Here is a 24,012-nt window from a genome sequence, read left to right as displayed (position 1 = left end):
GTTGTTGCATTGTGCTTTAAATCACTTCCTAAATTATGGCTCAAGTTGATAAAAGAATTGTTGTTGGATGATTGTCTCTACACAAGAGTCTGACAACAGTCAATTTTTTTACGCCTAAGAGACTGTCATGCTCAAATACATATCTGCGATCGCATTTATCTTAATTTTAATTTTGGGGTTTGCATCTCCAGTTCAAGCTGCAACTCCCCGTTCAACTTGGGTGGAGAATGAAATTTACCAATATAACCATCCCTTTACTTCTCAATTGCCTCAAGAACTGGCTACGAAGATGCAAAAGATGACAGTTGGCCCCTTCGGCTTTTATCGAGGGACGGCTCACATTTTTTATCGTGATATGCAGACCTTGCCAAATTCAGGATTTGTAAATTCTTCAACCTCAGCCATTTGGTTAGAGGGAGATATGCATCTGCAAAATCTTGGGGGGATAAGAGATAGCAACGACAACAATGTTTTTGACACCACTGACTTTGATGAAGGCTATCTTGGCCCCTACGTTTGGGACTTGCGACGGATGGCAGTCTCCATTCTATTGACAGCTAAAGAGAACGGTCTTAGCTCAAGTGATGCTCAGGATATTGTCCGAAATTTCTTGGATGCTTATCTGAATAAGATGAGTGACTTTAAGGGAACCAATGATGAACTATCATACCGTTTGGAATCCAGCAATACGAACGGTGTGGTCAAAGATTTGATTCAAAAGGCATCAAACAACAGCCGTTCTAGCTTGCTAAGTAATTACACGCAGTTAAATAACAGTAACAATCGAGTCTTCCAGACAACCTCGGAACTCCAGCCTGTATCCAACAGCACCTATTCCGACATTGTTGGGGCGATGAGCAGCTACATCGCCTCAATTCCTAGCAGTAAGCGCTATAACAATAGTTACTATACCCTCAAGGACATTCGGCTCAAATTAGGTTCAGGCAGTGGTAATCTTGGTAAGTACCGATATTACTTGCTGATTGAGGGCCCAAGTTTAGCAGCCGACGACGATCGCATTTTGGAAATGAAGCAGGAAGGCAGTAGCGCCGTGGCGATCGCAGTTCCAGGTCTGCTGCCAACTTCAGTTTACGGGAACCAAGAGGGGGCGAGAGTGACAATCGCCATGAAAGCGATGCTCTCCAATACTGATCCCTTGGTTGGCTACACTACGGTCAGTAGCATCCCCTTTATGCTGCATGAAAAATCACCCTACCAAGTGGACTTTGACTATACTTTGCTAACCACTAAATCAAAATTCATGGATGCGATGGGGTATGTAGGCAAAGTCGTTGCCAAGAACCATGCAATCTCTGATAAAGACTATGAGGCTGCGATTATTCCCGTAAGCGTTGACAAAGAAGTGACTGACATCGTTAGCGGTAATAAGGCTGCATTCAAAGATGAGCTCGTTAATTTTGCGGTGGACTATGCAACTCAAGTCGAGTATGACCACAGGAGTTTTGTAGATGCTTATAATCAAGGGGTGACACTCTACTAGAACACCGATTCAGTACTCAGAGATTGTCTTCAGGGGTGAGAGAAGGGAGAAACTTGCTCAACAATTCTTCCTTGTCCCTTTTCTCATTTACAGCAGAATTCAAGTATTTGAACCACATCTGTCGTAAGGGCACAGCATTGCTCATAGGTGTCAACTTAAGCTAAAAGCCTTTTCAAATCTCGTTTCCAGCAAGAAGGCTGGAAATGCTACTCCTGGCGGCTCTGCCGCCAACAAGGGAGGCGGAGCCTCTAGAACGGCATTCCCAATCGGAGACTGGGAACGAGACAATCTAAAAGCTGGTTCTAGGCAGGTTTTTACGTTAAGTTGACACCAATGAGCATTGCTGTGCCCCTACCGCGTGGTTTATTTACCTGAAAATACCTATAAGATTTTTAAGATTAAACGTACAGAAGCTTTTTGTAACATCTATTCAGTGAACTACCCAGACTTGCCCAAGGCTGAAGTTGATCGCTCCCAATTCATCGAGAATAGCCATCAATTACTCTGTAGTTTTTTTGGTCTGACATTCCCTCCTCTTGTCAGGAGTCCTGGTTCCCAAGACCCAAATCTTTCTCTTGCAACATATACCTATTAGCTTGGTTTTCGCTTGTGGCATTGATGGTCAAGACATCACCTATCTTACCAGAAAATCCTGGGGATTCGTCATACATCCAGAAGAGAGTTTTTACGCTTGTAAAAAATCAATTCCAGAGGCAATCCTCATCCAAGGCTCACAATCCCCACTTGTGCGTGTACGTTGAGAGTGGGGACTTCCGCGTTACGTTAAAAATCGGTAGAGACGTAACACTGCTACGTCTCTACATTCTTTTTCACGCCTATGTCTATAAGTTAATCTCCTTTCTCAATAATTCTGGAATCTGAGAAGGACGTTCAGCTACTAAAACTTGCGCTTCTTTGAAAGCAGCTAATTTACTTTGGGCTGTGCCAAAGTTAGGATCGCGTCCGATAACCGTTGCTAAAGTCCCAGTTTGACGCCAAGTTTTTCCTGGTGGCGCTTGTCTACCTGCAATGTAGGCAATTACTGGTTTATCAATTGCCTCAGCAATGTACCGGGCTGCTGCTTCTTCACTACCACCACCAGGTTGACCAACTAAAACGATCGCCTGTGTAGTTTCATCCTCATCGAGAATTTGCAGCCATTGGAGAAAGGAGGAACCAACGATCGCATCACTACCAATACTGACACTAATCGACTGCCCCAAACCTGCTTTTGTCAATTCGTAAGCAACTTCGTAGGTGAGGGTGCTGCTACGACTAACGATCCCCACTGAACCAGGGGTATAAAACTCGCTAGGTTGAGTACCTAAAAGAATTTTTCCCGGCACAATGATCCCCGGACTATTTGGCCCAACTACCAAAGTTTCACAGGCTTCGGCTTTGCGGAGTAATTGCACCATATCCAAAGGTGGTACGCCAGCAGTAATAATAATGATTTGGCTAATATGAGATGCGATCGCTTCTAATGCCGCATCCAAAACGTCGTAAGGATCTACACAGATAATTGTCGTGTCAATTGTCCCAAATTGTTCTATTACTTCCTCTACTAAGTCAAATACTGGTAGTCCATGCAGTTCCTGTCCGCCGCATCCAGGATTGACACCGGCTACTAAATTCGTGCCATAAGCTTTCATTTGAGCAACATGAGTGCCTGATATAAATTCACAAAAGCCTTGAATTAATACTTTGCTGTCTGGCGTTAGGTTCATAAAAAATTACCGTAAGTTTGGCAACCCAGTGCCTTGACTACTTCTTATTAGCAGTTGGTTTAGCAAGACGAACTGCTGCCGCCACTGCCTCATCTAAATCTTCTACCACCAGGAGCGCATCGCTGTGGGTTTTTAGTGTTGCTAAATATTTTCTAGCAGCATTAAATTCAGAACCAGCAAGGCGGACAACTAAGGGTGAAAAATTTCGCTCTCGCCGACTTTTACTACCATTAGAATGTCCAACCTCTGATTTAAGTTCGCTGTTGTCTTGCTGCACAACTCTGGCTATAACTTCGATCACGTCCTCAGTTTGAGGAATAGTACCCATAAAGTTAATTAATATTACTTGAATGCTTTTGTCAGCCTCCAGGATTTTCAGACCTGTCTCTAGGCGATCGCGGAAGGTAGTTGGTGTAGTATCTGTGAGGAAAGCATGACGTAGATTCAAACAAACACCTGGTTTTCCACCAGCATTAGCGACTAAATCCAAAGTTGCCATTACTGAACCAGTACCATTACCTAAAATACCGATTTTCCCATGCATTTGGACACCATCCCAGTCGCCCAAAATACCGTTGATTTCAGTACTGGTATGACGGCTGATAATTTTTGCCGTCATCTCGGCAAGATCGGGATGACGTTTGATCGCCCGTTCGTTGACTCTGACTTTACCATTAAGAGCCATAACTTGACTAGTCGCACTGACTGCCAAGGGATTTATTTCGACTAAATCCAGGTCTTTTTGCACAAATAACTGATACATCTTCTGGACAACGCTGCTTACCGACTGCATCAGCGTCCCTTGCAAACCCATTTTCAAAGCCAGTCGTCGGGCATAAAATGGCGAGAATTCTTGATCTACAACGACATAGTGCATTTTTTCCCCAGCCGATTCCCAATCGATGTCTGCTTCTTTGCAACCTAAAAGTACTGGTCGGCAAACAGCTGTGTCTAAAACCACCGCCAGATAAAATTCCTGGTTGGCGTCGTATTGCGATTCTGCCAGCACAACTTCCGGTAATTCGCCCCATATTGGTAAACTAAAGATATTTTGAGCAGCTGCGATCGCATCGATTGTCGTCTCTGCAAACCTGACTCCACCAGCTTTAGCCCGTTCGGCTCCATGTACTTGAGATTTCAGTACAATTGGAAAACGAATTTTTAAACGTTTCAAATCTGTAGGATGGTCAATTCGTTGCGAGGGCAATACAGGAATGCCTATCTTCCCAAACCATTCTTTAACTTGGTACTCTAATAAATCCATTGATACACCTTGTATTGACACTTTCCAAGCCTTTGCTTAGTGCTGTCTTAATATTTTGCAGCACCTTTATTGCAGAATTAAGCTTTTGGCAGCTATAAAAATTTATTTTTCACGGATCAATTTTATCGAATTCAGCAAATGAGGCACATTAATTTTGATAGTCAACCTGTTTGTGCCAGAGCCAGAACACGTAATTAATCTCCCTAGTAAGTTTCCCAGCATAGAAGATAACTAGCATTTCTGTCAAAACCCTCTGACACACTATCCTTTTCTTAACCCTTGGATAATTTTGTCACAACTGCTCTGCAACCAGAATTTTGTCGGGCAGTAGCTCCTGTGAATTTAATTGTCGCAACATAATCCAGTGAAAATACCCAAAAACTCTATTATTCCCATTTTTTATTTGTAATTTATATCTGAAGATAGATTATTTATTTTTACATTTAGTACTGTGAAAATGTAGCGGCACGAACAATAACTGCTTTTTTAATTTTTGGTGAAAAGTCAGAATTTGTGTTAGAAAGTTGGTCGTTCAGATTTTCAGACTGTGGTTGCTTAAACCGTGGATTTGCATTCAACAAACCTAAAAAGTTGATTTCATCCCTTTAAAGATAATCAAAACAATATAGAAATTTAGCGGGAAAGCTCTATGAAAGTAGCAGTCCAGCAGGAAGATTTACAGCTTTTAGCCAAAACTTTGCAGGAACAATTACTTGTAGAAGTCTCAACGTCTGAAGTCTTCGAGGTTAAGTGTGCCGTCAAGAAAGACGAGTTAATGATTTTAACGCAACACACATCAGATGTAATAGTTGATGCTCAACTAATTTTTGCAGTAATTGAGGAAGTACTTCAGTCTTTAGCACCCCACAAAGAGCAGAGGGTGCAGTGTTTCGTCAGAGTTTTTGGGGAACAACTCCCTTATGCCAAATGTTTCTTAGCGTTGAAGCAGACGGGGGGATGGGGGGATGAGGAGATGGGGAGCAGGGGGAGCAGGGGAGCAGGGGAGCAGGGGAGCAGGGGGGCAGGGGGAGATGAGGAAGCAACATCATACTCATCTTCCTCATCCCCATCATCCCCCTCATCCCCATCATCATCTCTGACATATTTTCCATCAATTGATGAGACTAGAGAGGAGGAACCGTTTGACCCGTTTGCAGATGGGCCGAATTTGTCGGCTTCAAAGCCAGCATTCCAAGTCAAACCTATCCTACTGGGTGCAGCATTGATGGGAATTGTAGTCTTAGGCGGTGGTACTTACTTATTGACTCGCCCTTGTGTGATGTCTGAGTGTAAAGAAATACAAAGTGCCGAGGAATTAAAAACAAAATCTCCCCAACTGATGCGCCGCGCCAAGTCTGAAAAAGAATTAGTTGCTGTAGAACAGCAACTTGCAGCAGCCAGTGCAGCCCTGAATGTAATTCCTAGTTGGTCGCCCCGTTACCAGGTGTCAGAAGAACTAAAAGCAAGTTTGTCTGGACGAGCAGAAAAAATCAATCAGGTGGTCAAGGCTTTGCAGACGGCATCCTTGGCGGCACAAAAAGTTGGATATAGCCTAGAGGAATTACAAGCTAGGCAACACTTATGGCGACAGGCTATAGCGCCACTAGAAACTATAAGTTCCAGCAGTGAACTCTATGGACTGGTGCAAGGTCAATTACTTAATTATCGTGTCCGTTTACACGCTGTAAATCAACAGATATTTACTGAGGAAAAATGGCTGAAAAAACTCACAGCAGCAAAAGCTGTAGCCAACGCAGCCGAGAACCGGGAAACTACTGCGAAATCTTTGAATGAATGGCAAAAGGTGCAGTCTACTTGGCTGGTGGTAGTTAATGCCTTAAATACTATTCCCCAGACTAGCGCTGAATACCAAGAAGCCCAAAAGGTGCTGATAGATTATAAACCTAAACTAGTCGCAGCACGCGATCGCGCTACAAAAGAAGGATTTGCTGTTAAAACCTACCAACAAGCCGTTAGCACTGCCAAACAAGCCAAAGTTTATGAGCAACAAAAGCAATGGCAAGCAGCAGCGACATACTGGGATCAGGCTTTGCAAACTGCTAAAAAGGTTTCCCAAGATAGTTTGTACTACACTCAGGCTCAGTCTCTCATTGAACCCTATTCAGTAGCCCTCAAACAAGCACAAGAAAAACTCCAAGTTGTTAGTAGTTTGCAACAAACCCGCACCGACTTAGATAAAACCTGTATTAATGGAATTCGGATTTGCACATTTACCATAGACAACACAAGAATTATTGTCCGGCTAACCCCTGAGTATGACCAAGTAAGGCAAAATAACTTAGCTAATCCTTATTCTAAGAACTCAGATACTGCTGTTGATGTCACCAATCACTTGCAAATCTTACGCGAAGCTTTAGCTGTAATTAGTGACAATGCCAACCTGTCCCTTTTCCTCTATGATTCCCAAGGTCAGGTAATTTATACGCGGACTTTAGGCGGTTAGAAAAGTTAGGAGTTCGGAATATATAAGGTATATGGGTAGCGCAAAAGATTAATAGCAATCTGTCGTTGCTTCCTTTATTCACTACAACAGAGTATCCTATGGGAGGATCTCAGTTTTGCAAATATACCAGATGAGAAACAAGATTCTTGCTCCCTCTCCTTACCAACTATCCATTCTCATGGACAAGGAGGGAGTTAAACAGTGTTTAGAGGAGTGAGTGGGGCTAGTCGTGTGGTACTTCCTCGCTAGCAGGAATGTCGCAAAGGTCAGTTAGAAAAATTAAAAACCGTCCCTGGCTGGCAGGAACGGCTAAGATATTTTGTGGACGAATTGATTAATGATATGGACAAACAGTAAATTATGGGTAGAAGTGGGGAGGAATTAAGTTGTAAAAAAACTTAAAAAAGTATGCACGGATTGCTAACACGTGCGGCAGTCGCTACAACGGGGGAAACCCGCCTACAGCGCTGGACTGTCTGTAACGTGCCCTTGCCTGGACGCAGAGGGGTGAACTACTCAGACTTGCCTAAGGCTGAAGTTGATCGCTCCCAATTCATCGGGAATAGCCATCAATTACTCCGTAGTTTTTTTGGTCTGACATTCCCTGCAAAGGCAGGAGTCCTGGTTCCCAAGACCCAAATCTTTCTCTTGCGACATATACCTATTAGCTTGGTTTTCGCTTGTGGCATTGATGGTCAAGACATCACCTATCTTACCAGAAAATCCTGGGGATTCGTCATACATCCAGAAGAGAGTTTTTACGAATTGTAAAAACTCTCTTCTGGATGCAATCCTCAACCAAGGCTCACAATCCCCACTTGTGCGTGTACGTTGAGGGTGGGGACTTCAGCGTTACGTTAAATCCGCCGTCTTACCCCGGTGAAGCGTCAAGAAATAACTGATTAAATCAAATTTAAAGCGATTTAATTATATATTTTGTACCAGATACTTGTGGAAAAGCAAATGCTAGGTGTAAATGTTGTTATGAAAGTTGGCGATCGCATCCGCGTTAAAGATTCGGTAGTAGTGTATCATCATCCTGAACATCGGAATAAGCCTTTTGACATCAAAGGCGTAGAAGGCGATGTAGTAAATATTGCCACCCAATGGCAAGGCAGACCGGTAAGCGCTAATCTACCGATTGTAGTCCAGTTTAGTAAAAAGTTTAAAGCCCATTTACGTGAAAATGAGTTAGAAGTCATCTAAATCACTTATCGCCGGCGAAACCACTGGAAAATATTCAGTTCGCCGCGCATTCTTTTAAGCTCTTGGCGGTGCTGTTCTGCTGTTGTATAATACCATTCACAATAACGCTGAAACTCTGACCGTGACCGAATTTCGTCGTAAAACTGGTGGGTTGTTTGGTAAGCCGCAAAAGCTTCCTCAACTTGGGGTTGAGGGGATGGCATAATATAAGGTAAATTTTTAGACATAAAGTTAATTGAGTTAGGAATTTGGAGTTAGGAGAGACGCGATTAATCGCGTCTGTTAGGAGTTTAAGAGGATGTTTGTAAAGTCGTAAAGTATACTATAAACCCCACTTCCATTCCTCTCCTTCACAGGGAGAGAGGCTTTAAAACCACCATTCCCTCATCGGGAAGGCAGGGTGGTTTCATACAAGCAGAGATAAAAATAAAACTGAGTTTCAAAGCCTCTCTCCGCTTCGGGGAGAGGAATGGAAGCGGGGTAAAAAGCCATGTCACAAAACGAGAATCAAGACTTATGTATTTTTCTTTCTTCGTATGAAACCACCCTGCCATTCCCTCATCGGGAAGGGGGGCTAGGTTTTCGAGCCTTTGATGCTAGCAAAAATACTTTTCAAACATCCTCTAAAGTTTTGAATTCAGCCAATTACCGCACTTCATAATTAATAACTCATAACTCCTAACTTTATTAAAGCCAACCGCGTAAGCGATAAACTAAAGAACCAATGTACTCTTTTAAAGCGCTGGTAAATTGGTGCAAGTTGTCGGTATCAGGTAATAAATTCAGTATAGCGGCTTTAGGAGTGCTGCCGAGTTCTTGCAACTCACCCTCACTCACCAGAAAGTCAGTGGGTGTAGGAATGGCATTGATTCCTTGACGCTGGAAAATTCTTAGGGCTCGCGGCATATGCATTGCCGAAGTAACTAATAATACCTGATGTATACCACGAGATGACAAAATTTTTCGGACATTTACAGCATTTTCGTAAGTATTCAGAGATTCAGGTTCCTGAACAATCGCCTCAGATGGAATACCAATAGATGTAAGTATTGTTGCCATATCTGCCGACTCTGGTGAACCACCTCCACGCCAATCAATGCGACCCCCGCTCAGAATGATTATAGGCGCTCTTTTCTGGCGATATAGTTGTGCAGCATAAATGACGCGATCGCCTGATTCACTCAAATCTACAGTAGGTCTTGGGGGAAAAGCTGATTTAGTTGCGCCACCCAAAACCACAATCGCTTCTGCAACTGGTATTTGGGTAGGTGGAAGATATTGCCATTCTAGCGATCGCACTAATGATTTAGCAATCCAAGCATTACTGCAAAATAGCAATAAAGTTAGGGCAAAAGCAATTGCGATCGCCGCAGTACGCGGTCGTTTCCACAACGTCACTAATGCTATTACCAAGCTTACGCAGGCTAGTCCTAGTGGATAAAAAAATAGTGGCAGTAACTTGGATAGATATAAAAACATAGTGGAGAGTAGGGAGAGACAAGGGATAAATAAGCAATGCCCAATGCCCAATGCCCAATGCCCCAATTATTACTTTTCCCAAAACCTGAAATTAAAACTACTACCAGGAGTGCGACGGTAACGCCGGGCGGTTCTTCTTGTTTGCCGTTTGTTGATCCTCTCGTTCGTTGGTTCAACTTCACCCTCTTCTGACTCTTCAACTTGCAACTGAGTTCTAGTTGTTTCCTTACTTCCCCACCAAGCAGTAATCCAGCCTCCAGCGAGAGCGCCTATTCCACCTAGTAAGATACTCATGGGTGCTGGATACCCTAAATATACAAAGCCAAGCATGAAAAATAACCAGTATTTCAGTCCTGTATCGACACCATCAGAGGAGGCGACAGTTGGTGCCTGGGCGCTATTACTGGTTACATTTGTGATCCAGCTTAAGATGAAACCGCCCATGATACCTAAGAATATGCTCAGGGCTGGTGCGGAGCCGGTCATTATTAATATAAATGTTAAAAATGCCCCAAATAACAACTGAGAAAAGAAGCTGGGAGAAATACTGAAAAAGTCGTTCTTTTTGTCTGCCATAGAGTAAAAAAAGCTATTAACTAATTACTAACTCGTAATTCTTAATTTTCGATTCAATTACGAATTATTTTAATCGTAAATTAAAGGGTTTAAGACCCCAACCATAAACGTAGCCGACTCCCAAGGACTCGTTGGCGCAGCCCCTCGCAGAAAAGAAGCTCCGCTATCGGTTTCAGTCGGGGTTTAAATCCCCCGGAGTTGTTCCTCTTGGGGAGACCCCAAGACCGCACTCCTCTTCGTTTGAAAATGTCTTTAGGAATAAGAATTAAATAACATACAATTTATGTCCCTGACTTACCTCACCCTCAATCCCTCTCCTTATAAAGGAGAGGGATCGTGAGACAGGATGAAGTTTTGCATTTTATTTAATCCACGTTCCTTAATTTTGAATTTTGTTAGCGTAGCGTTAGCGAGTCCGCGAGCGTCATTTTGAATTTTGAATTGTTAATGTGCTTGTTGTGGTTGAGTTGTATCCAAAATCTTTACGTAGGCTAGTTCTTCTTCAGTGAAAGGTTCAGCTTGTTTGATTTGTGAGGCTAATAAATCGGCGGTAGCATCAGCAATATCACCAGTGCGATTGTTCAAACGCTCTTTTAGAACTTCTAGCGGTGCTGTGCATTGGATAATCTGAATAGAAAGTTGGTGTTTTGTAGCTTGAGCGATCGCTTCTTGCCGTAACTGATGTCTATCATACTTGGCATCCAAAATCACCGAAAATCCTTGTTTAGCCAGTATAATCCCCAATGACAACAGCCGTGTGTAAGTTTTCTCGGTCATCTCAGGTGTATACAAATCGTCGCCACCCTTTTCCCACAGAGAAATTCCCCCTAAATGTTTCCGCACCGCGTCCGAACGAAGGTGAATTGCTCCCAGTTGACGGGCTAAATACTTTGCTGTGGTACTTTTACCAGAACCCGACAACCCCGACATCAAAATTAGTTCTCCCAGCTTTGGTTTAGTGTAGTCCCAAGCCTGTTTGTAATACTCACCGGCGGTTTTTGTCGCCTCTTCCTTTACCGTCGCAGGTACATTCGGATCGTCTAGCAAAAATGAATTTACCTTTGCCCGGACATAAGCCTGACGACTTAAGTACAAAGGCAGCACCTGTAAGCCTTCCCAGTCTCCAGTTTGCTCTACATAGGCATTCAAAAAAGCATTACCCAAGTCTTTGCGCTGCCGCGCTTCCAAATCCATCACCGTAAACGCCACATCGTACATCACATCGACAAAGCGAAACGGCTCATTAAACTCAATGCAATCGAATAGCAGAATTTTATCGTGCCACAGCGCAATATTTCTCAGGTGTAAATCCCCGTGACATTCACGAATATACTCGTTGTGAATTCTGCTAGCGAATAATTCTGGACGTTCTGCAAAAAAGTTATCTGTATATTCCTTTGTTTCTGTAAATTGTGCCTGAGTCTGGGGACCACCAATATACTTCTCAGTTTGCTGATAATTCTCGTCAATTGCAGCCCGAACTTTTGGTACTTCACCAAAACTGCGAATATAATCATTCGTCTGTGATTCAGCATGGTATTGAGCCACTACCCGTCCCAACTCTTCTAAGAGTGTCTCATTTAAGTTACCCTGTTCAAAAAGTGAACTTAATAGCGACTCTTGAGGAAATTGACGCATCTTCAGCACGTATTCTACAGCCTCGACTGTTCCCCCTAGCTGATATTGCTCCCTTACCTGAGTTATGGGCAAAACTTCTAAATACAGTTCACCAGCACCCCGTTGATTTAACCGTAACTCTTCCTGACAAAAATGCTGCCGCTTATCCAAGGTGGAAAAGTCTAAAAAGCCGAAATTCACAGGTTTTTTCAGCTTATAGGCATAATTTCCAGTTAACAGCACATAAGAAATGTGGGTTTGAATTAGTTGAATGGGTTCTGTCACCGTATGGGGATAAAATCCAGGCTGCAACATTTGCTGAATTAAAGCTGGAAGAGTCACTTCTGTCATCTCTAGCCTCTGCGGTTCAAATACAAAAAAACCAGGAGTTCCCTCCTGGCATCATCAAGAATTATTACACAGTTTACCTAGCTTAAGAAGCTGCTTCAGTTTCTGTCTCAATATCATCAGTGCTAATTTGCGGTGGCAAAACGCTGACAACAAGTCGCTCTGATTCAGCTAGAGGTGTTACACCTTCAGGAAAAACTATATCACCAATACTCAAGCTGTCTCCCATTTGCAGGTTAGAGACATCGATTTCAATTACATCTGGGATGTTTTCTGGCGCACAACTCACTTGCAATTCAGTGATTACGGTGTCTAACACACCACCATCTTGTTTAACACCAATAGCACTTCCCACAAAACGGAACCGAACTTCTACAGTCGTGTCACCGTGGCCTGCAACCGCGAAAAAGCTGAGGTGGTAAGGGGTACCTTTTGCTGGATGGATCTGAAGTTCCCGCAGCAGGGCTTTGCCGCGCCAAGGTATATCAGTAACGTTTAAATCAATCAAGGTGTTGTTGACTGAAGCCCTTTTGAGCAAGCGCTCAACAGTTTTAGCCTCAATGGTCAAAGAAATTGATTCTGTACCTTTATGACCATACAAATTGGCAGGTATCAGTCCAGAACGGCGCAAAGCTCTTGGCTTGCTGCCTTCTGGACGTTTTTGAGATTCGACTGTAATAGCCATAGAAGTTGTTAGTTGTTAATTAGAGTTAGGAGTTAGGAGTTAGGAGTTAGGAGTTTTGAATTAACTCCTCACTCTTAACTAAGCACTAAGTAGAGTAGCAGGTGTGCCGTCGGGGTGCAATAAAGCACGTTTAGGGCCGTGGATGGGGTCTTCGACAATTATGGTTTGATCGCGGCTAGCTCCTAGTGAAACGATCGCAATCGGGACTTCCATTAATTCGGCTAAGAATTTTAGATAGTCCAGTGCTTGCTGTGGTAACTCTTCTAGGGTGCGGCAGTCAGTTGTTGACACTTGCCATCCTGGTAAGGTTTTGTAGATGGGACGACATCTAGCAAATTTACGGGAACTGGTGGGGAAGTGTTCGCTGCGATCGCCATCTATTTCATAGGCAACACAAACTTGGATTGACTCTAATTCATCAAGAACATCCAGTTTGGTCAGCGCCATACAATCCATGCCGTTAATCCGCACGGCATAGCGACCGATGACGGCATCAAACCAGCCACAGCGCCGTTTGCGTCCGGTGGTTGTGCCAAATTCGGCACCGCGATCGCACAACAACTCTCCCAACTCTCCATGCAGTTCCGTGGGAAATGGCCCCTCTCCCACACGGGTTGTATAGGCTTTCGACACCCCAATTACCCGGTCAATCATTGTCGGACCTACCCCTGTACCAACGCAAGCTCCCCCCGCCACAGGGTTAGAGGAGGTGACATAGGGATAAGTTCCGTGATCTAGGTCAAGGAGTGTACCTTGTGCGCCTTCAAACAAAATATTGCGCCGTCGCACAATCGCATCGGATATTTTCAACGATGTATCAACAACGTGAGGTCGCAAGCGTTCTGCATACCCCAAATACTGTTCAATCACCTCTCCTGGATCTAGAGGCGGCAAGTTGTAAAGCTTTTCTAAAATGACGTTTTTATAATTAATCGTCCACTCCAACTGCTCACGTAGCCCATCAGGGTCCATTAAGTCTAAAACCCGAATGCCTATACGTTCAGATTTGTCAGCATAAGTCGGCCCAATGCCCCGACCTGTTGTGCCGATCTTATGGCTTCCCCGTCGTTCTTCAGATGCCTGATCAATCAATCGATGATAAGGCATCGTTACGTGGGCTGTCTCAGATATCAGCAGGTGGTCAGTGGAAATATTTAATTCTTTTAGTTGGTCGAGTTCTGCAATCAAAATCTGTGGATCGATGACTGTTCCACAGCCGATTATGCAATCGGTATTTGGATACAAAATACCAGAGGGAATCAAGTGCAGCTTAAAGGTCTGACCTTTGACTACAATTGTGTGTCCAGCATTTACACCCCCTTGGTAACGTACCACAACATCTGCCGAACGGCTGAGTAAGTCAGTTATTTTACCTTTTCCTTCATCGCCCCATTGGGCACCTATGACAATGACGTTAGCCAAGAGCTTATATTAAGAAGTAAAGTTTCCACAAACTATAATTAGTAACATATTGCTTTAATTATGTCAAGCCTCTTGTAGAACAATTACCTGAAAATAGCTGTAAGTTCACATCCATGATATGCATCCAAACGAAAACCGTTATCTGTATTTTTACGTGAGGGTGAGTGTAACTTTTGACAAAGAAGCTGCTAGAGCGATCGCTAGTGGCAAAATCCGATGTTCCTGAATTTGAATCCTGGCGTGGAGTGTTTCTGCTGTATCATCCGGTTGTACTGGTACTGCGGCTTGCATCAATATTGGCCCACTGTCCATTTCTAAACAAGCTATATGCGCTGTACAACCAGTGATTTTTACTCCAGATGCCAAGGCTTGTTCTACAGCATGAATTCCCTTGAAACTAGGTAACAAACTAGGATGGATATTAATAATATTGTCAGGAAAGGCATCAATGAAAACTGATGTTAATAATCGCATCCAACCTGCTAAGATTACCCATTCTACATCGTAGTGCCGCAATGTCTGCACAATTTTCTCATCAAATTTTTCCCGACTTTTATAGTTGCGGTGATTTAATAAAACAGCTTCTACACCTCTATTGGCTGCTCTGACGACTACTTTAGCCGAGGGGTTATTGTAAATTAAAACTTGAATTTGAGCATTTAGCTGCCCATCTTGGATAGCTTGGGCAACCACATCAAAATTGCTGCCATTCCCAGAAGCCATAATTCCCAGTTTTAAAGGGGCGACTTGTCGGCAAACATCGCTAATGCTGGGAGAAACTAAGCTAAGGGTAGAATCAAGGCGGTGGGTCATAACAGCTAAGAAGGAAAATTTATAGATGCCAAAAATATATAGGAATCCGGTTTGATTTATGAAAAGATATGTAGGTGTGTTAGCAAGGAGAGTACGGCACCAAACCCTTGATAATGGTGCGTTACGAACTTCGTTCTAACACACCCTACAATACCTAATTTTGTTCAAAAATCAAGTAGGAGTCCTATATACTAAGTCGTGGTTGGATAATGATACAGTAGCTGCCTGGATTTTTCTTACATAAATAGGTAAAATTTCATCCTCTGATTTAGCAATATCCCCTTCCATGTTGCCAGCGCTCTAGTTTAGAGTTTAAATCTACAGGCGATCGCACACCTAAACCTCACTAAACTAGATCAATTACTGGTAGAGTTAGCAAACTTTAAAGACTATTCCATCATCTCAAAACTTGTTCTGTTGAATCGTAGAATGAGAAAATAAGGGTAAGTAATAATCCTCAAACTTGCTGGGCTATTTACCCAAGACAGATAAACAGCAAATTTTATCACTCAAAATCTATGACTTCGACCGTTCCCCCTGAAAGTCGGAAGCTGCCCACTCAAGCAATAGGAGGCAAAATTTTCCACTCCTGTAACATCATTAGTCTGTTTATCATGCTCACCAGTGGACTACAAATTTACAACGCCAACCCTGTTTTTGGTGGACGTGCAGGTTTTCACATTCCTGGGATATTTACTTTAGGAGGTTGGCTTGCAGGAGGTAGAAACTGGCATTTTGCAGCAATGTGGCTATTCTCCTTGAATCTCTTGTGGTATGGAATTTACGTTTTAATTACCGGGCGCTGGCGACATCGGTTTGTAGGTGCCAATGACCTCAAAGCATTACAAAAAACTCAAAATTACCAGCGCCTAATTTATGCTTGGCATCGTATTGTCTATACAGCAATTCTTCCTATCTTGCTGCTGGCGTTATTTACAGGAATAGGAATGTATAAACCTGCTGAATTTCCCTGGATTGTGGATCTGTTTGGCAGTTGGCAAGCATTGCGAATCGTTCACTTTGCGTCAGTGCCGATGGTTATCTTATTTGCAGTGATTCACTCTCGATTAGGGCAAAAAGCTGGAGGTACTCAACTAACAGAATCGATGTTTTGGTAAACGAACTATGGCAAGGGAGATAGGGAGACGCGGGGACGTAAAGAACCAATAATAATTCAAAATTCAAGAGAATTTCAGACGGGATTTAAACCCTTTAATTTGCGATAACAAATTGACTCTTTTTTTTAACCGAAAATTATGAACTTTTTTGATAAATTGAATCGGAATATATTGGAAAATCAAAGCTTACTATTTGTAGGACTTGATCCAAATCCAGAGATGATGCCTGTGCGTTATGAATCTGAAGAACTCATCGCTGGTTTGTGGAAGTGGTTACAATTCATTATTGCTGAAACTTCTGATTTTGTTTGTGCCTATAAACCGACACTTGGCTTTTATGAAGCGTTAGGTATTCCCGGTTTAGAACTGCTGTACAAAACTTTAGCAGCTATTCCAGCCCACATCCCAATTATTTTAGATGCCAAACACAGTGACTTAAATACTAGTACCATTTTTGCGCGGACTGTGTTTACAGAATGGCAGGTAGATGCAATCACTCTCAGTCCCTATACAGGACAAGATCATGTAGCACCTTTTTTGGTCTATCCTGATAAAGCGGTGTTTATTTTATGCTGTACTTCTAATCTAGGTGCAGAAACTTTACAACAATATCCTACGAAGGAATCACCCCTTTATTTACAGGTAGTAAAAGAATCAAAAACTTGGGGGACTCCAGAACAATTAGGTTTGGAAGTGGGAACTACAAATCCCGAAATTTTAGCACTTATTCGAGCAATTGCTCCCGAACGAATTATTATGGCGCGTAGCATCTGGGCGGAGGGTCAAAATCTGAAGAAAATTTTAGAAGCAGGCTTGAATGCTAACGGTGATGGCTTGCTGATTCCTGTTCCTCAAGATATGTTGGTAAACACACAACTATCTGAACAAGTCCAATCTCTACGCGCAGAAATTAATCAAATTAAAGCTGAAATTATTTACGAAAATTCAACTTGTTCTGTGTGGTTTCCTGATGTTTGTTTGCTAAATCAGCACCCCCAACAAGATTTAATTTTGCAACTTTATGACATTGACTGTATTATGTTTGGCAGCTTTGTACAAGCATCAGGAGCGATATTTCCTTATTACATCGACTTACGCAAAATTATTTCCAATCCCCAAGTTTTTAATCAAGTTCTCACTGCATATCAGGATATTTTGAAAACCCTTACTTTTGATAGATTAGCAGGTATTCCCTATGGTTCTTTACCTACTGCGACTGGTTTAGCTTTGCGCCTTCATTGTCCAATGATTTTCCCTCGTAAAGAGTTGAAGGCACACGGAACTCGGAGAGTAATTGAAGGTAACTTTCATCCTGGTGAAACGGTTGTGGTGGTTGATGATATTCTCATCAGTGGCAAAAGCGTTATGGAAGGGGCAGAAAAGTTGAAATCAGCAGGATTAAATGTTAATGATATTGTGGTATTTATCGATCATGAACAAGGAGTAAAAGACAGATTACAGCAAAATGGTTATTGCAGTTATGCAGTTTTAACTATTTCAGAAATTACTAATACTCTGTATCAAGCAGGGCGAATAAGTGAGGAGCAATTTTTAGCTTTTGCTGAAAGTTAGTAATCGGAATAATGGGTAGTGGAGAAAGATTTTTTTTATCTACTTCCCATTGAGTATATTTAATTCTCAGGATCAATCTAGTAACTAGAATAATTTGGATTTTTAAATTAATTATGAATTTTTCACTGAATCAACTACTTAGATGGTTAATTTTTACGCTGCTATTTCCTCTAGTCTTTCTCAATGGTTGGCTAGCATTTTTGCTTGTTAAAAATCTTCAACCTGTTGTAACAATTCTAGTCTTGGCTACTTTGCTTGCATTCGTTTTAAACTATCCTGTTTCGATTCTCCAAAAGCGGGGAGTTAAACGAGGCTATGCAGTAGCATTAGTTTTTATATTAGCATTGGTAATTGTTGTTGCTTTGGGTATTACTTTAGTTCCCATTGTTTTAGAGCAATTTAATGAGATGGTTAAAGTCCTTCCCCAATGGATTGATTCTAGCGAAGAAAAACTTCAGATTTTAAATGATTGGTTTTTGAGGCACAAATTAAATGTGAATCTAAGTCAGTTATTAGCACAAATAACCAACAAATTGCCCAATGAATTAGAGTTTATTTCAGATAAACTTTTAAGCATTATTATAGATACGATTGATAGTGTTTCTGAGTCATTAATCACAGTAGTACTGACTTTTTATCTATTGTTAGATGGTCCACGAATTTGGGAAGGGATATTTAAGAAGTTACCTGGAAATTTTGCCCACCACATCAGCCAGTCTATTCAGCAAAACTTTCAAAATTACCTAATTGGTCAGGGAACTTTAGCTTTACTGATGGGAGTTTCAGTAACATTATTGTTTTTAGCTTTTCAAGTCCAGTTTGCTTTACTGTTTGGTTTGGCAGTTGGGCTTTTTAGCTTAATTCCCTTTGGCGATGTTGTCAGTCTGATTGTAATCACTTTCATAATAGCCACACATGATTTTTGGCTCGCAGCGAAGGTTGCTGCGGTAGCTGTTGTGATTGATCAGTTAATTGATCAGGCGATCGCACCACGATTATTAGGTAAATTTACTGGAATTAGACCAATATGGGTATTAATTGCTTTGCTTGTAGGAACCAATGTTGCTGGAGTCTTGGGTTTGCTAGTCGCAGTACCTCTAGCTGGTTTTATCAAAGATGTCGCAGATGGTTTTTCTAAATCTGGTGATTCCAATAATTCTGTTGATGGTGAAGCAGGATCAGAATTGCTGGCACAGGAATCAATATCGCAATGAGTTGTGGATAAAAATAAGATGTCATCTCTACCGCTAACAAGAAGTTGCAATGGTGTCATTAAGGATGGGGTGTAATTGTCAGGATAGTTATAAGTCCTTGTTAAGATCCGTAATACCAAAAAACTCGAAAAGCAGCAGATATTTTGTTTTCTACATAGGCTTCAAAAATTTCTTCTCCATTGGGTTCTGATAAAGATTCATATTTGTGAGTATTCAAACTAGGGTGTCGTAGGTTTGGGTATTGCCCACTCAAAAGGAACTGTATAAAAAACCCCTAGCATTTCTACTAGGGGTGAGATATAATACCATTTCACTTGATGTTTGTCGGAGATGCCCCTGCTTCTACCTCTACTTAGACGAGAGGCTAGAGTATTTCTCAAATATTACAGCAAAAAGTGATCAGGTATAAAATTAGCCAACATTTGCCAAGAGCAATTCTCGTTTTTCTGATTTTTTGACTCTTATCTGAGAGTCATCATCAACATCGATAATTGCTGTGTCTCCATCTGTAATTTCACCAGACAGCATTGCTTCGGCGAGAGAATCTTCTAGGAGGCGCATAATTGCTCGACGTAATGGCCTAGCACCATAACTAGGGTTGTAGCCTTCTTGGATTACACGCTCTTTGAAGCGATCGCTTACTTCTAGGATAATTCCCCTTTCCGTCAAGCGGCTAGCAACATCACGGAGCATAATCTCAGCGATTTGCTTAACTTCATCCTTGGAAAGCTGGGTGAAGACGATAATTTCATCAAGACGGTTGAGGAACTCAGGACGGAAGTAAGCTTTCAATTCCTCATTTACCAAGGTACGGATGCGATTATAACTAGCGTTGGCTTGAGTGTCGAAGTCAAAGCCTAAGCCACTACCACCTTTTTCAATCACCTTGGAACCGATGTTGGAAGTCAAAATGATCAGCGTGTTCTTGAAGTCCACTTTCCGACCTTTGGCATCGGTAAGATGACCGTCATCCAAGAGTTGTAGCAGCATATTGAATACATCGGGGTGTGCTTTTTCGATTTCGTCGAATAGCAGTACCGTGTAGGGTTTCCGCCGCACAGCTTCTGTAAGTTGTCCGCCTTCGTCGTATCCCACATAACCAGGAGGCGAACCAATCAGCTTGGCGACGGTGTGGCTTTCCATGTATTCGGACATATCTAGGCGAATCATCGAGTCTTCCGAACCGAAGAAGTAGCCAGCTAGTGCCTTCGCCAATTCTGTTTTACCGACTCCAGTCGGACCAGAGAAGATAAAGCTAGCAATGGGACGATTGGGATTTTTTAGTCCGACGCGGGCGCGACGGATACCGCGAGATACAGCTGAGACTGCTTGCTCTTGTCCGATCAGCCTCTGGTGCAAAGTGTCTTCGAGGTGCAGGAGCAACTCTGACTCAGATTCAGTTAACTTGTTGACTGGTACGCCAGTCCAAGAGGCAACGATTTGGGCGATGTCTTCTTCGTCAACTACATTAGAGTTGACAGGTTGACCATTTTGTGCAAATGTTGCTTGCAGTTGTTCTGCGAGTTCTAACTCTTGGTCGCGCAGGCTTCCAGCTTTGTCAAAATCTTGGACTCTGACTGCTGCTTCTTTAGATTTGGTAACGCCAGCAAGTTCACGCTTGAGTTCTTTATTCGGAGAACTCTGAGAGTTCCGTAGATGAACGCGAGAACCTGCTTCATCAATCAAGTCTATTGCCTTATCGGGCAAGAAGCGATCGCTAATATAGCGATCTGATAATTCTGCTGCTGCTACAAGTGCCGCATCCGAAATTGTGACTTTGTGGTGTTGTTCATAAGCACCGCGCAAGCCGTAGAGAATTTGTACGGTTTCCTCTACTGAGGGTTCCCCGACCATAATCGGTTGGAAACGACGCTCTAGGGCGGCATCGCGCTCAATATGCTTACGATACTCATCAAGGGTAGTTGCGCCGATGCACTGGAGTTCACCTCGTGCTAAGGCAGGTTTGAGGATGTTGGCTGCATCCAAGCCACCTTCTGTACCACCAGCGCCAACCAAGGTGTGAATTTCGTCAATTACCAGGATGATATTGCCGACAGTGCGGACTTCTTCCACGACTTTTTTGATGCGTTCTTCAAAATCGCCACGGAAGCGAGTCCCAGCTACCAATGACCCCATATCGAGGCTGATAACTTGTTTGCCCTGTAAGCTTTCGGGAACATCCTGATTGATAATACGTTGAGCTAGACCTTCAGCGATCGCAGTTTTACCAACTCCTGGTTCTCCAATCAACACTGGGTTATTCTTAGTGCGGCGACCGAGAATTTGGATAGCCCGCTCAATTTCCTTCTGGCGACCAACTACGGGGTCGAGTCTGCCTTCTTGTGCTAATTTGGTCAAATTCCTGCCATACTCTTCCATCGTTAGCGGTTGGGTGCGCTTTTGACTACCACTACCAGCGAAAGCTGGTGCATTTTCACCCAAACGGCGAACTATGGCATTGCGGACACTTTTGAAGTCAACCCCTAGATTTTGCAGTACTTTGGCGGCGACACCTTCACCAGCCTCGGTCAATCCTAAAAGTAAGTGTTCAGTGTTAATGTAATTCTGTCCCAGACTATGAGCTTCTTTAAAGGATTGCTCAAAGAGACTTTTCACCTTGGGTGTAAAAGGAATTTCCGGTGGTACAAAGCCAGAACCCCTACCAATAATTTTTTCTACCTCACGGCGAGCATCTTTGAGGGTAACGCCTAATTCGGCCAGCACTTTCGCAGCAACCCCAGTTCCTTCTCCCATCAAACCCAGGAGAATTTGTTCAGTTCCTACAAAGTTGTGTCCCAGGCGACGTGCTTCCTCCTGAGCTAGCATAATTACTCTAATGGCTTCGGAAGTGAAGTGTTCAAACATAATGGGTTCTTGCTCCCTCGCTGCTTGGACTTTGGGTGAGATAAAATTCACCCTCATCTAAAGTTTTTTGTATTTTCTTAAGGACTAATGTAACTTTATTTAAAGTTAGGTGGCAGTGGTGAGAGCCGTAAGACCTCAGGTGTAGTTGCCGTCTACTATGAGTGAGGAGTTAGGAGAGAGGCGATAAATCGCGTCTGTTATCAATTTTACAATTAATTTTTCAGTGCAGAAGATGATTTTCTTTTGCCTTTTCTGCTCCTCTGCTCTCGGCTAAACTTAAAACTCAGGACTCAGCACTCTTAACGCAGGACTGACCATGACTGATGCACCCGCAGGGAAAGACCAACAACATCCTCTTTATAATCGCGATCGCCCTGTTATTGATATTTTACTCCTTCAAGAGGCGACAGACTATAATTTAGCAGAATTGGCTAGACTGCGAATGCGTTATCAAGGGTTTCCAGGGGCGAGAGACATCCAAAAAGACCTAGATAAAGTCTTGCAGCAGTGGGGTTTGACCGAAGCCGAGCTTTTTGAGAAAACTCGCCAAATTCACGATTTGGGGGGAATTTACAAAAGTCGCGGCAAGAAAGAAGAACAGGATTGGAATTAGGGGATTGGGCATTGGGCATTAATCACTTGACTTCTAACTCCCAACTCCCAACTCCCAACTCCTAACTCAGCACTCAGCACTCAGCACTGGAATGACGATCGCTAATTCTGTACCTTTGCCTAACTCAGATGTCACTGTGAGTTGCCCACCATGTTTTTCTTCCACAATCTGCCGGGAAATCGACAATCCCAAACCTGTACCTTTCCCTACTGCCTTGGTGGTAAATAAGTAATCAAACAGTTTTTGCTTGACATTTTCCGACATTCCCTCACCATTGTCTTGAATTCGGATCAAGACGTGATGGCGATCTTCAGACAAGGTGGTTTGAATTGTGATGCAATTGGGATTATCCTGGATTTGTTGGAAACTACGCCCTTTGTTAGATTCTTCCAAAGCATCAATGGCGTTGGCAATCAGATTCATAAATACTTGGTTGAGTTGCCCAGGAAAGCATTCTAATTGAGGTATTTGCCCATAATCTTTGACTACTTCAATTACAGGATGATCCTCATTGGCTTTTAATCGGTGGTTCAGGATGAGTAATGTACTTTCAATGCCTTCATGAATATTAAAAGGAACCTTGCGATCGCTATCTCCTCTAGAGAAGGTGCGGAGACTGACGCTGATGCCACGGATGCGATCGCTACCTTCTTTCAGGGAACAGATGAGTTTAGGTAAATCTTTTTGGAGATAGTCTAAATCAATTGTGGCGATCGCTTCTTCAATTTCTGCTCCCGGATCAGGAAAGGTTTGCCGATAAAGGTCGATTAGTACCAATAAGTCGTGAATATATTCCTGAGCAGGTTTCAAGTTGCCGGCAATAAAATTAATTGGATTATTAATCTCGTGGGCAATCCCTGTAACGAGCTTGCCCAGTGCCGACATTTTTTCCTTTTCCACAAGACTGTTGTATTGTGACTGTTGCAGGTCGTGCAATGCTTGAGTTAATTGTGCTGTTTGTTTTTCTATGGTGATTAAATCGCGGTATGACCTTAAAGCAGCGATCGCACTTGTAATTAACTTTTGGCGAGTCAGTTCCACCTTCAGCTTATAATCATTGATGTCATAGTTAAAAATCACTGATTCTTCGGGCGCATCTCCCGGTTGTCCGGTGCGTAAAATCACCCGCACAATCTGATTTTTCAACTCTTCCCGAATATACTTAACTACCCTTAACCCAGCATCATTAGTTTCCATCACCACATCTAATAAAATAAACGCGGTATCTGGGTGAACTGCAATCAGCTTTTTGGCTTCTGTTCCCGAAAAAGCAGAGAGAAAATTTAAAGGTTTGTCCTCAAAGGTAAAACTTCTCAAAGCCAGTTTGGTTGCTTGGTGGACTTCAACATCATCATCCACAATCATCATTTTCCAAGGTTCAGAAGTCTCTTGTCCCTGACTCTCTACCTTCAACGAAGTTAAGTGAGTTTTATCACTAATCTGCTCTTGTTCATCTTCAAACACGAAGACTTCATCATCTGTCGATGAGAGAAACATATCGGTATCGTTAAGCATTGCCAACCAACTT

20 protein-coding genes are annotated in these 24,012 nt (G+C 42.7%); 8 read left to right on the top strand and 12 right to left on the bottom strand.

The features are described from left to right. The first annotated feature begins 127 nt into the window (after positions 1–127). Positions 128–1,501, top strand: a complete 1,374-nt coding sequence (locus V7K36_RS02885; RefSeq protein WP_335113042.1) for a DUF2252 domain-containing protein — start codon at positions 128–130, stop codon at positions 1,499–1,501. A gap of 150 nt (positions 1,502–1,651) precedes the next feature. On the opposite strand, the gene V7K36_RS02880 is transcribed toward V7K36_RS02885, so the two are convergent. The 3 genes from V7K36_RS02880 to V7K36_RS02870 form a co-directional block, all read right to left on the bottom strand. Then, entirely contained in the window at positions 1,652–1,789 is a 138-nt protein-coding gene (locus V7K36_RS02880; protein ID WP_335113040.1) for a hypothetical protein, read from the bottom strand. 554 nt (positions 1,790–2,343) lie between these two features. After that, positions 2,344–3,228, bottom strand: a complete 885-nt coding sequence (locus V7K36_RS02875) for a succinate--CoA ligase subunit alpha (protein WP_335113038.1) — start codon at positions 3,226–3,228, stop codon at positions 2,344–2,346. A 37-nt stretch (positions 3,229–3,265) separates the two neighbouring features. After that, positions 3,266–4,492 carry a succinate--CoA ligase subunit beta gene (locus tag V7K36_RS02870; protein ID WP_335113036.1) on the bottom strand — a complete coding sequence of 409 codons (1,227 nt, stop codon included), beginning with the start codon at positions 4,490–4,492 and terminating at the stop codon, positions 3,266–3,268. A 649-nt stretch (positions 4,493–5,141) separates the two neighbouring features. Between V7K36_RS02870 and V7K36_RS02865 the strand changes: the two genes are divergently transcribed. The 3 genes from V7K36_RS02865 (at position 5,142) to V7K36_RS02855 (ending at position 8,162) form a co-directional block, all read left to right on the top strand. Beyond that, positions 5,142–6,956, top strand: a complete 1,815-nt coding sequence (locus V7K36_RS02865; RefSeq protein ID WP_335113034.1) for a hypothetical protein — start codon at positions 5,142–5,144, stop codon at positions 6,954–6,956. 408 nt (positions 6,957–7,364) lie between these two features. Beyond that, positions 7,365–7,727, top strand: coding sequence for a hypothetical protein (locus V7K36_RS02860; RefSeq protein ID WP_335113032.1), 363 nt, complete (start codon positions 7,365–7,367; stop codon positions 7,725–7,727). A 213-nt stretch (positions 7,728–7,940) separates the two neighbouring features. Continuing rightward, the gene (locus V7K36_RS02855) at positions 7,941–8,162 is read left to right on the top strand and encodes a ferredoxin-thioredoxin reductase variable chain (protein ID WP_442948430.1); all 222 of its coding nucleotides are present in this window, start codon (positions 7,941–7,943) and stop codon (positions 8,160–8,162) included. Between the two features lie 5 nt (positions 8,163–8,167). Here the strand turns inward: V7K36_RS02855 and V7K36_RS02850 are convergent, their stop codons facing one another. The 7 genes from V7K36_RS02850 to purN all read right to left on the bottom strand — a co-directional run bounded on the left by V7K36_RS02850 (position 8,168) and on the right by purN (position 15,102). After that, positions 8,168–8,389: a hypothetical protein gene (locus V7K36_RS02850; RefSeq protein ID WP_335113030.1), complete on the bottom strand. Its 222-nt coding sequence runs from the start codon at positions 8,387–8,389 to the stop codon at positions 8,168–8,170. 460 nt (positions 8,390–8,849) lie between these two features. Then, complete coding sequence (locus V7K36_RS02845; RefSeq protein WP_335113028.1) at positions 8,850–9,641, bottom strand: YdcF family protein; 792 nt, start codon at positions 9,639–9,641, stop codon at positions 8,850–8,852. A 69-nt stretch (positions 9,642–9,710) separates the two neighbouring features. Continuing rightward, complete coding sequence (locus V7K36_RS02840) at positions 9,711–10,217, bottom strand: hypothetical protein (protein WP_335113026.1); 507 nt, start codon at positions 10,215–10,217, stop codon at positions 9,711–9,713. Between the two features lie 444 nt (positions 10,218–10,661). After that, positions 10,662–12,185, bottom strand: a complete 1,524-nt coding sequence (locus tag V7K36_RS02835) for a bifunctional aminoglycoside phosphotransferase/ATP-binding protein (RefSeq protein WP_335113024.1) — start codon at positions 12,183–12,185, stop codon at positions 10,662–10,664. 82 nt (positions 12,186–12,267) lie between these two features. After that, complete coding sequence (locus tag V7K36_RS02830; protein ID WP_335113022.1) at positions 12,268–12,867, bottom strand: 50S ribosomal protein L25/general stress protein Ctc; 600 nt, start codon at positions 12,865–12,867, stop codon at positions 12,268–12,270. A gap of 78 nt (positions 12,868–12,945) precedes the next feature. Continuing rightward, on the bottom strand, positions 12,946–14,289 hold the full coding sequence (locus tag V7K36_RS02825) for an adenylosuccinate synthase (RefSeq protein WP_335113020.1): 1,344 nt from the start codon (positions 14,287–14,289) through the stop codon (positions 12,946–12,948). A 150-nt stretch (positions 14,290–14,439) separates the two neighbouring features. Then, positions 14,440–15,102, bottom strand: a complete 663-nt coding sequence (gene purN / locus V7K36_RS02820; RefSeq protein WP_335113018.1) for a phosphoribosylglycinamide formyltransferase — start codon at positions 15,100–15,102, stop codon at positions 14,440–14,442. Positions 15,103–15,620: 518 nt separating this feature from the next. Between purN and V7K36_RS02815 the strand changes: the two genes are divergently transcribed. The 3 genes from V7K36_RS02815 to V7K36_RS02805 all read left to right on the top strand — a co-directional run bounded on the left by V7K36_RS02815 (position 15,621) and on the right by V7K36_RS02805 (position 19,006). Then, positions 15,621–16,220 carry a cytochrome b/b6 domain-containing protein gene (locus tag V7K36_RS02815; RefSeq protein WP_335113016.1) on the top strand — a complete coding sequence of 200 codons (600 nt, stop codon included), beginning with the start codon at positions 15,621–15,623 and terminating at the stop codon, positions 16,218–16,220. 138 nt (positions 16,221–16,358) lie between these two features. Beyond that, positions 16,359–17,792, top strand: a complete 1,434-nt coding sequence (locus V7K36_RS02810) for a bifunctional orotidine-5'-phosphate decarboxylase/orotate phosphoribosyltransferase (protein ID WP_335113014.1) — start codon at positions 16,359–16,361, stop codon at positions 17,790–17,792. Between the two features lie 113 nt (positions 17,793–17,905). After that, on the top strand, positions 17,906–19,006 hold the full coding sequence (locus tag V7K36_RS02805) for an AI-2E family transporter (protein WP_335113012.1): 1,101 nt from the start codon (positions 17,906–17,908) through the stop codon (positions 19,004–19,006). A 411-nt stretch (positions 19,007–19,417) separates the two neighbouring features. Here the strand turns inward: V7K36_RS02805 and V7K36_RS02800 are convergent, their stop codons facing one another. Next, a complete protein-coding gene (locus V7K36_RS02800; RefSeq protein WP_335113233.1) occupies positions 19,418–21,871 on the bottom strand; it encodes an ATP-dependent Clp protease ATP-binding subunit in 2,454 nt (817 codons plus the stop codon). 316 nt (positions 21,872–22,187) lie between these two features. Here V7K36_RS02800 and V7K36_RS02795 point away from each other — a divergent pair, with 316 nt between their 5' ends. After that, complete coding sequence (locus V7K36_RS02795; RefSeq protein WP_334902109.1) at positions 22,188–22,484, top strand: DUF3288 family protein; 297 nt, start codon at positions 22,188–22,190, stop codon at positions 22,482–22,484. Between the two features lie 66 nt (positions 22,485–22,550). On the opposite strand, the gene V7K36_RS02790 is transcribed toward V7K36_RS02795, so the two are convergent. Further along, entirely contained in the window at positions 22,551–23,999 is a 1,449-nt protein-coding gene (locus V7K36_RS02790; protein ID WP_335113010.1) for a hybrid sensor histidine kinase/response regulator, read from the bottom strand. Positions 24,000–24,012 lie beyond the last annotated feature (13 nt).

The organism is Nostoc sp., assembly GCF_036919555.1.
GTDB lineage: Bacteria > Cyanobacteriota > Cyanobacteriia > Cyanobacteriales > Nostocaceae > Nostoc.
The sequence above is the reverse complement of the archived record's forward strand: the minus strand, read 5'-3'. Positions and strand labels throughout refer to the sequence as shown.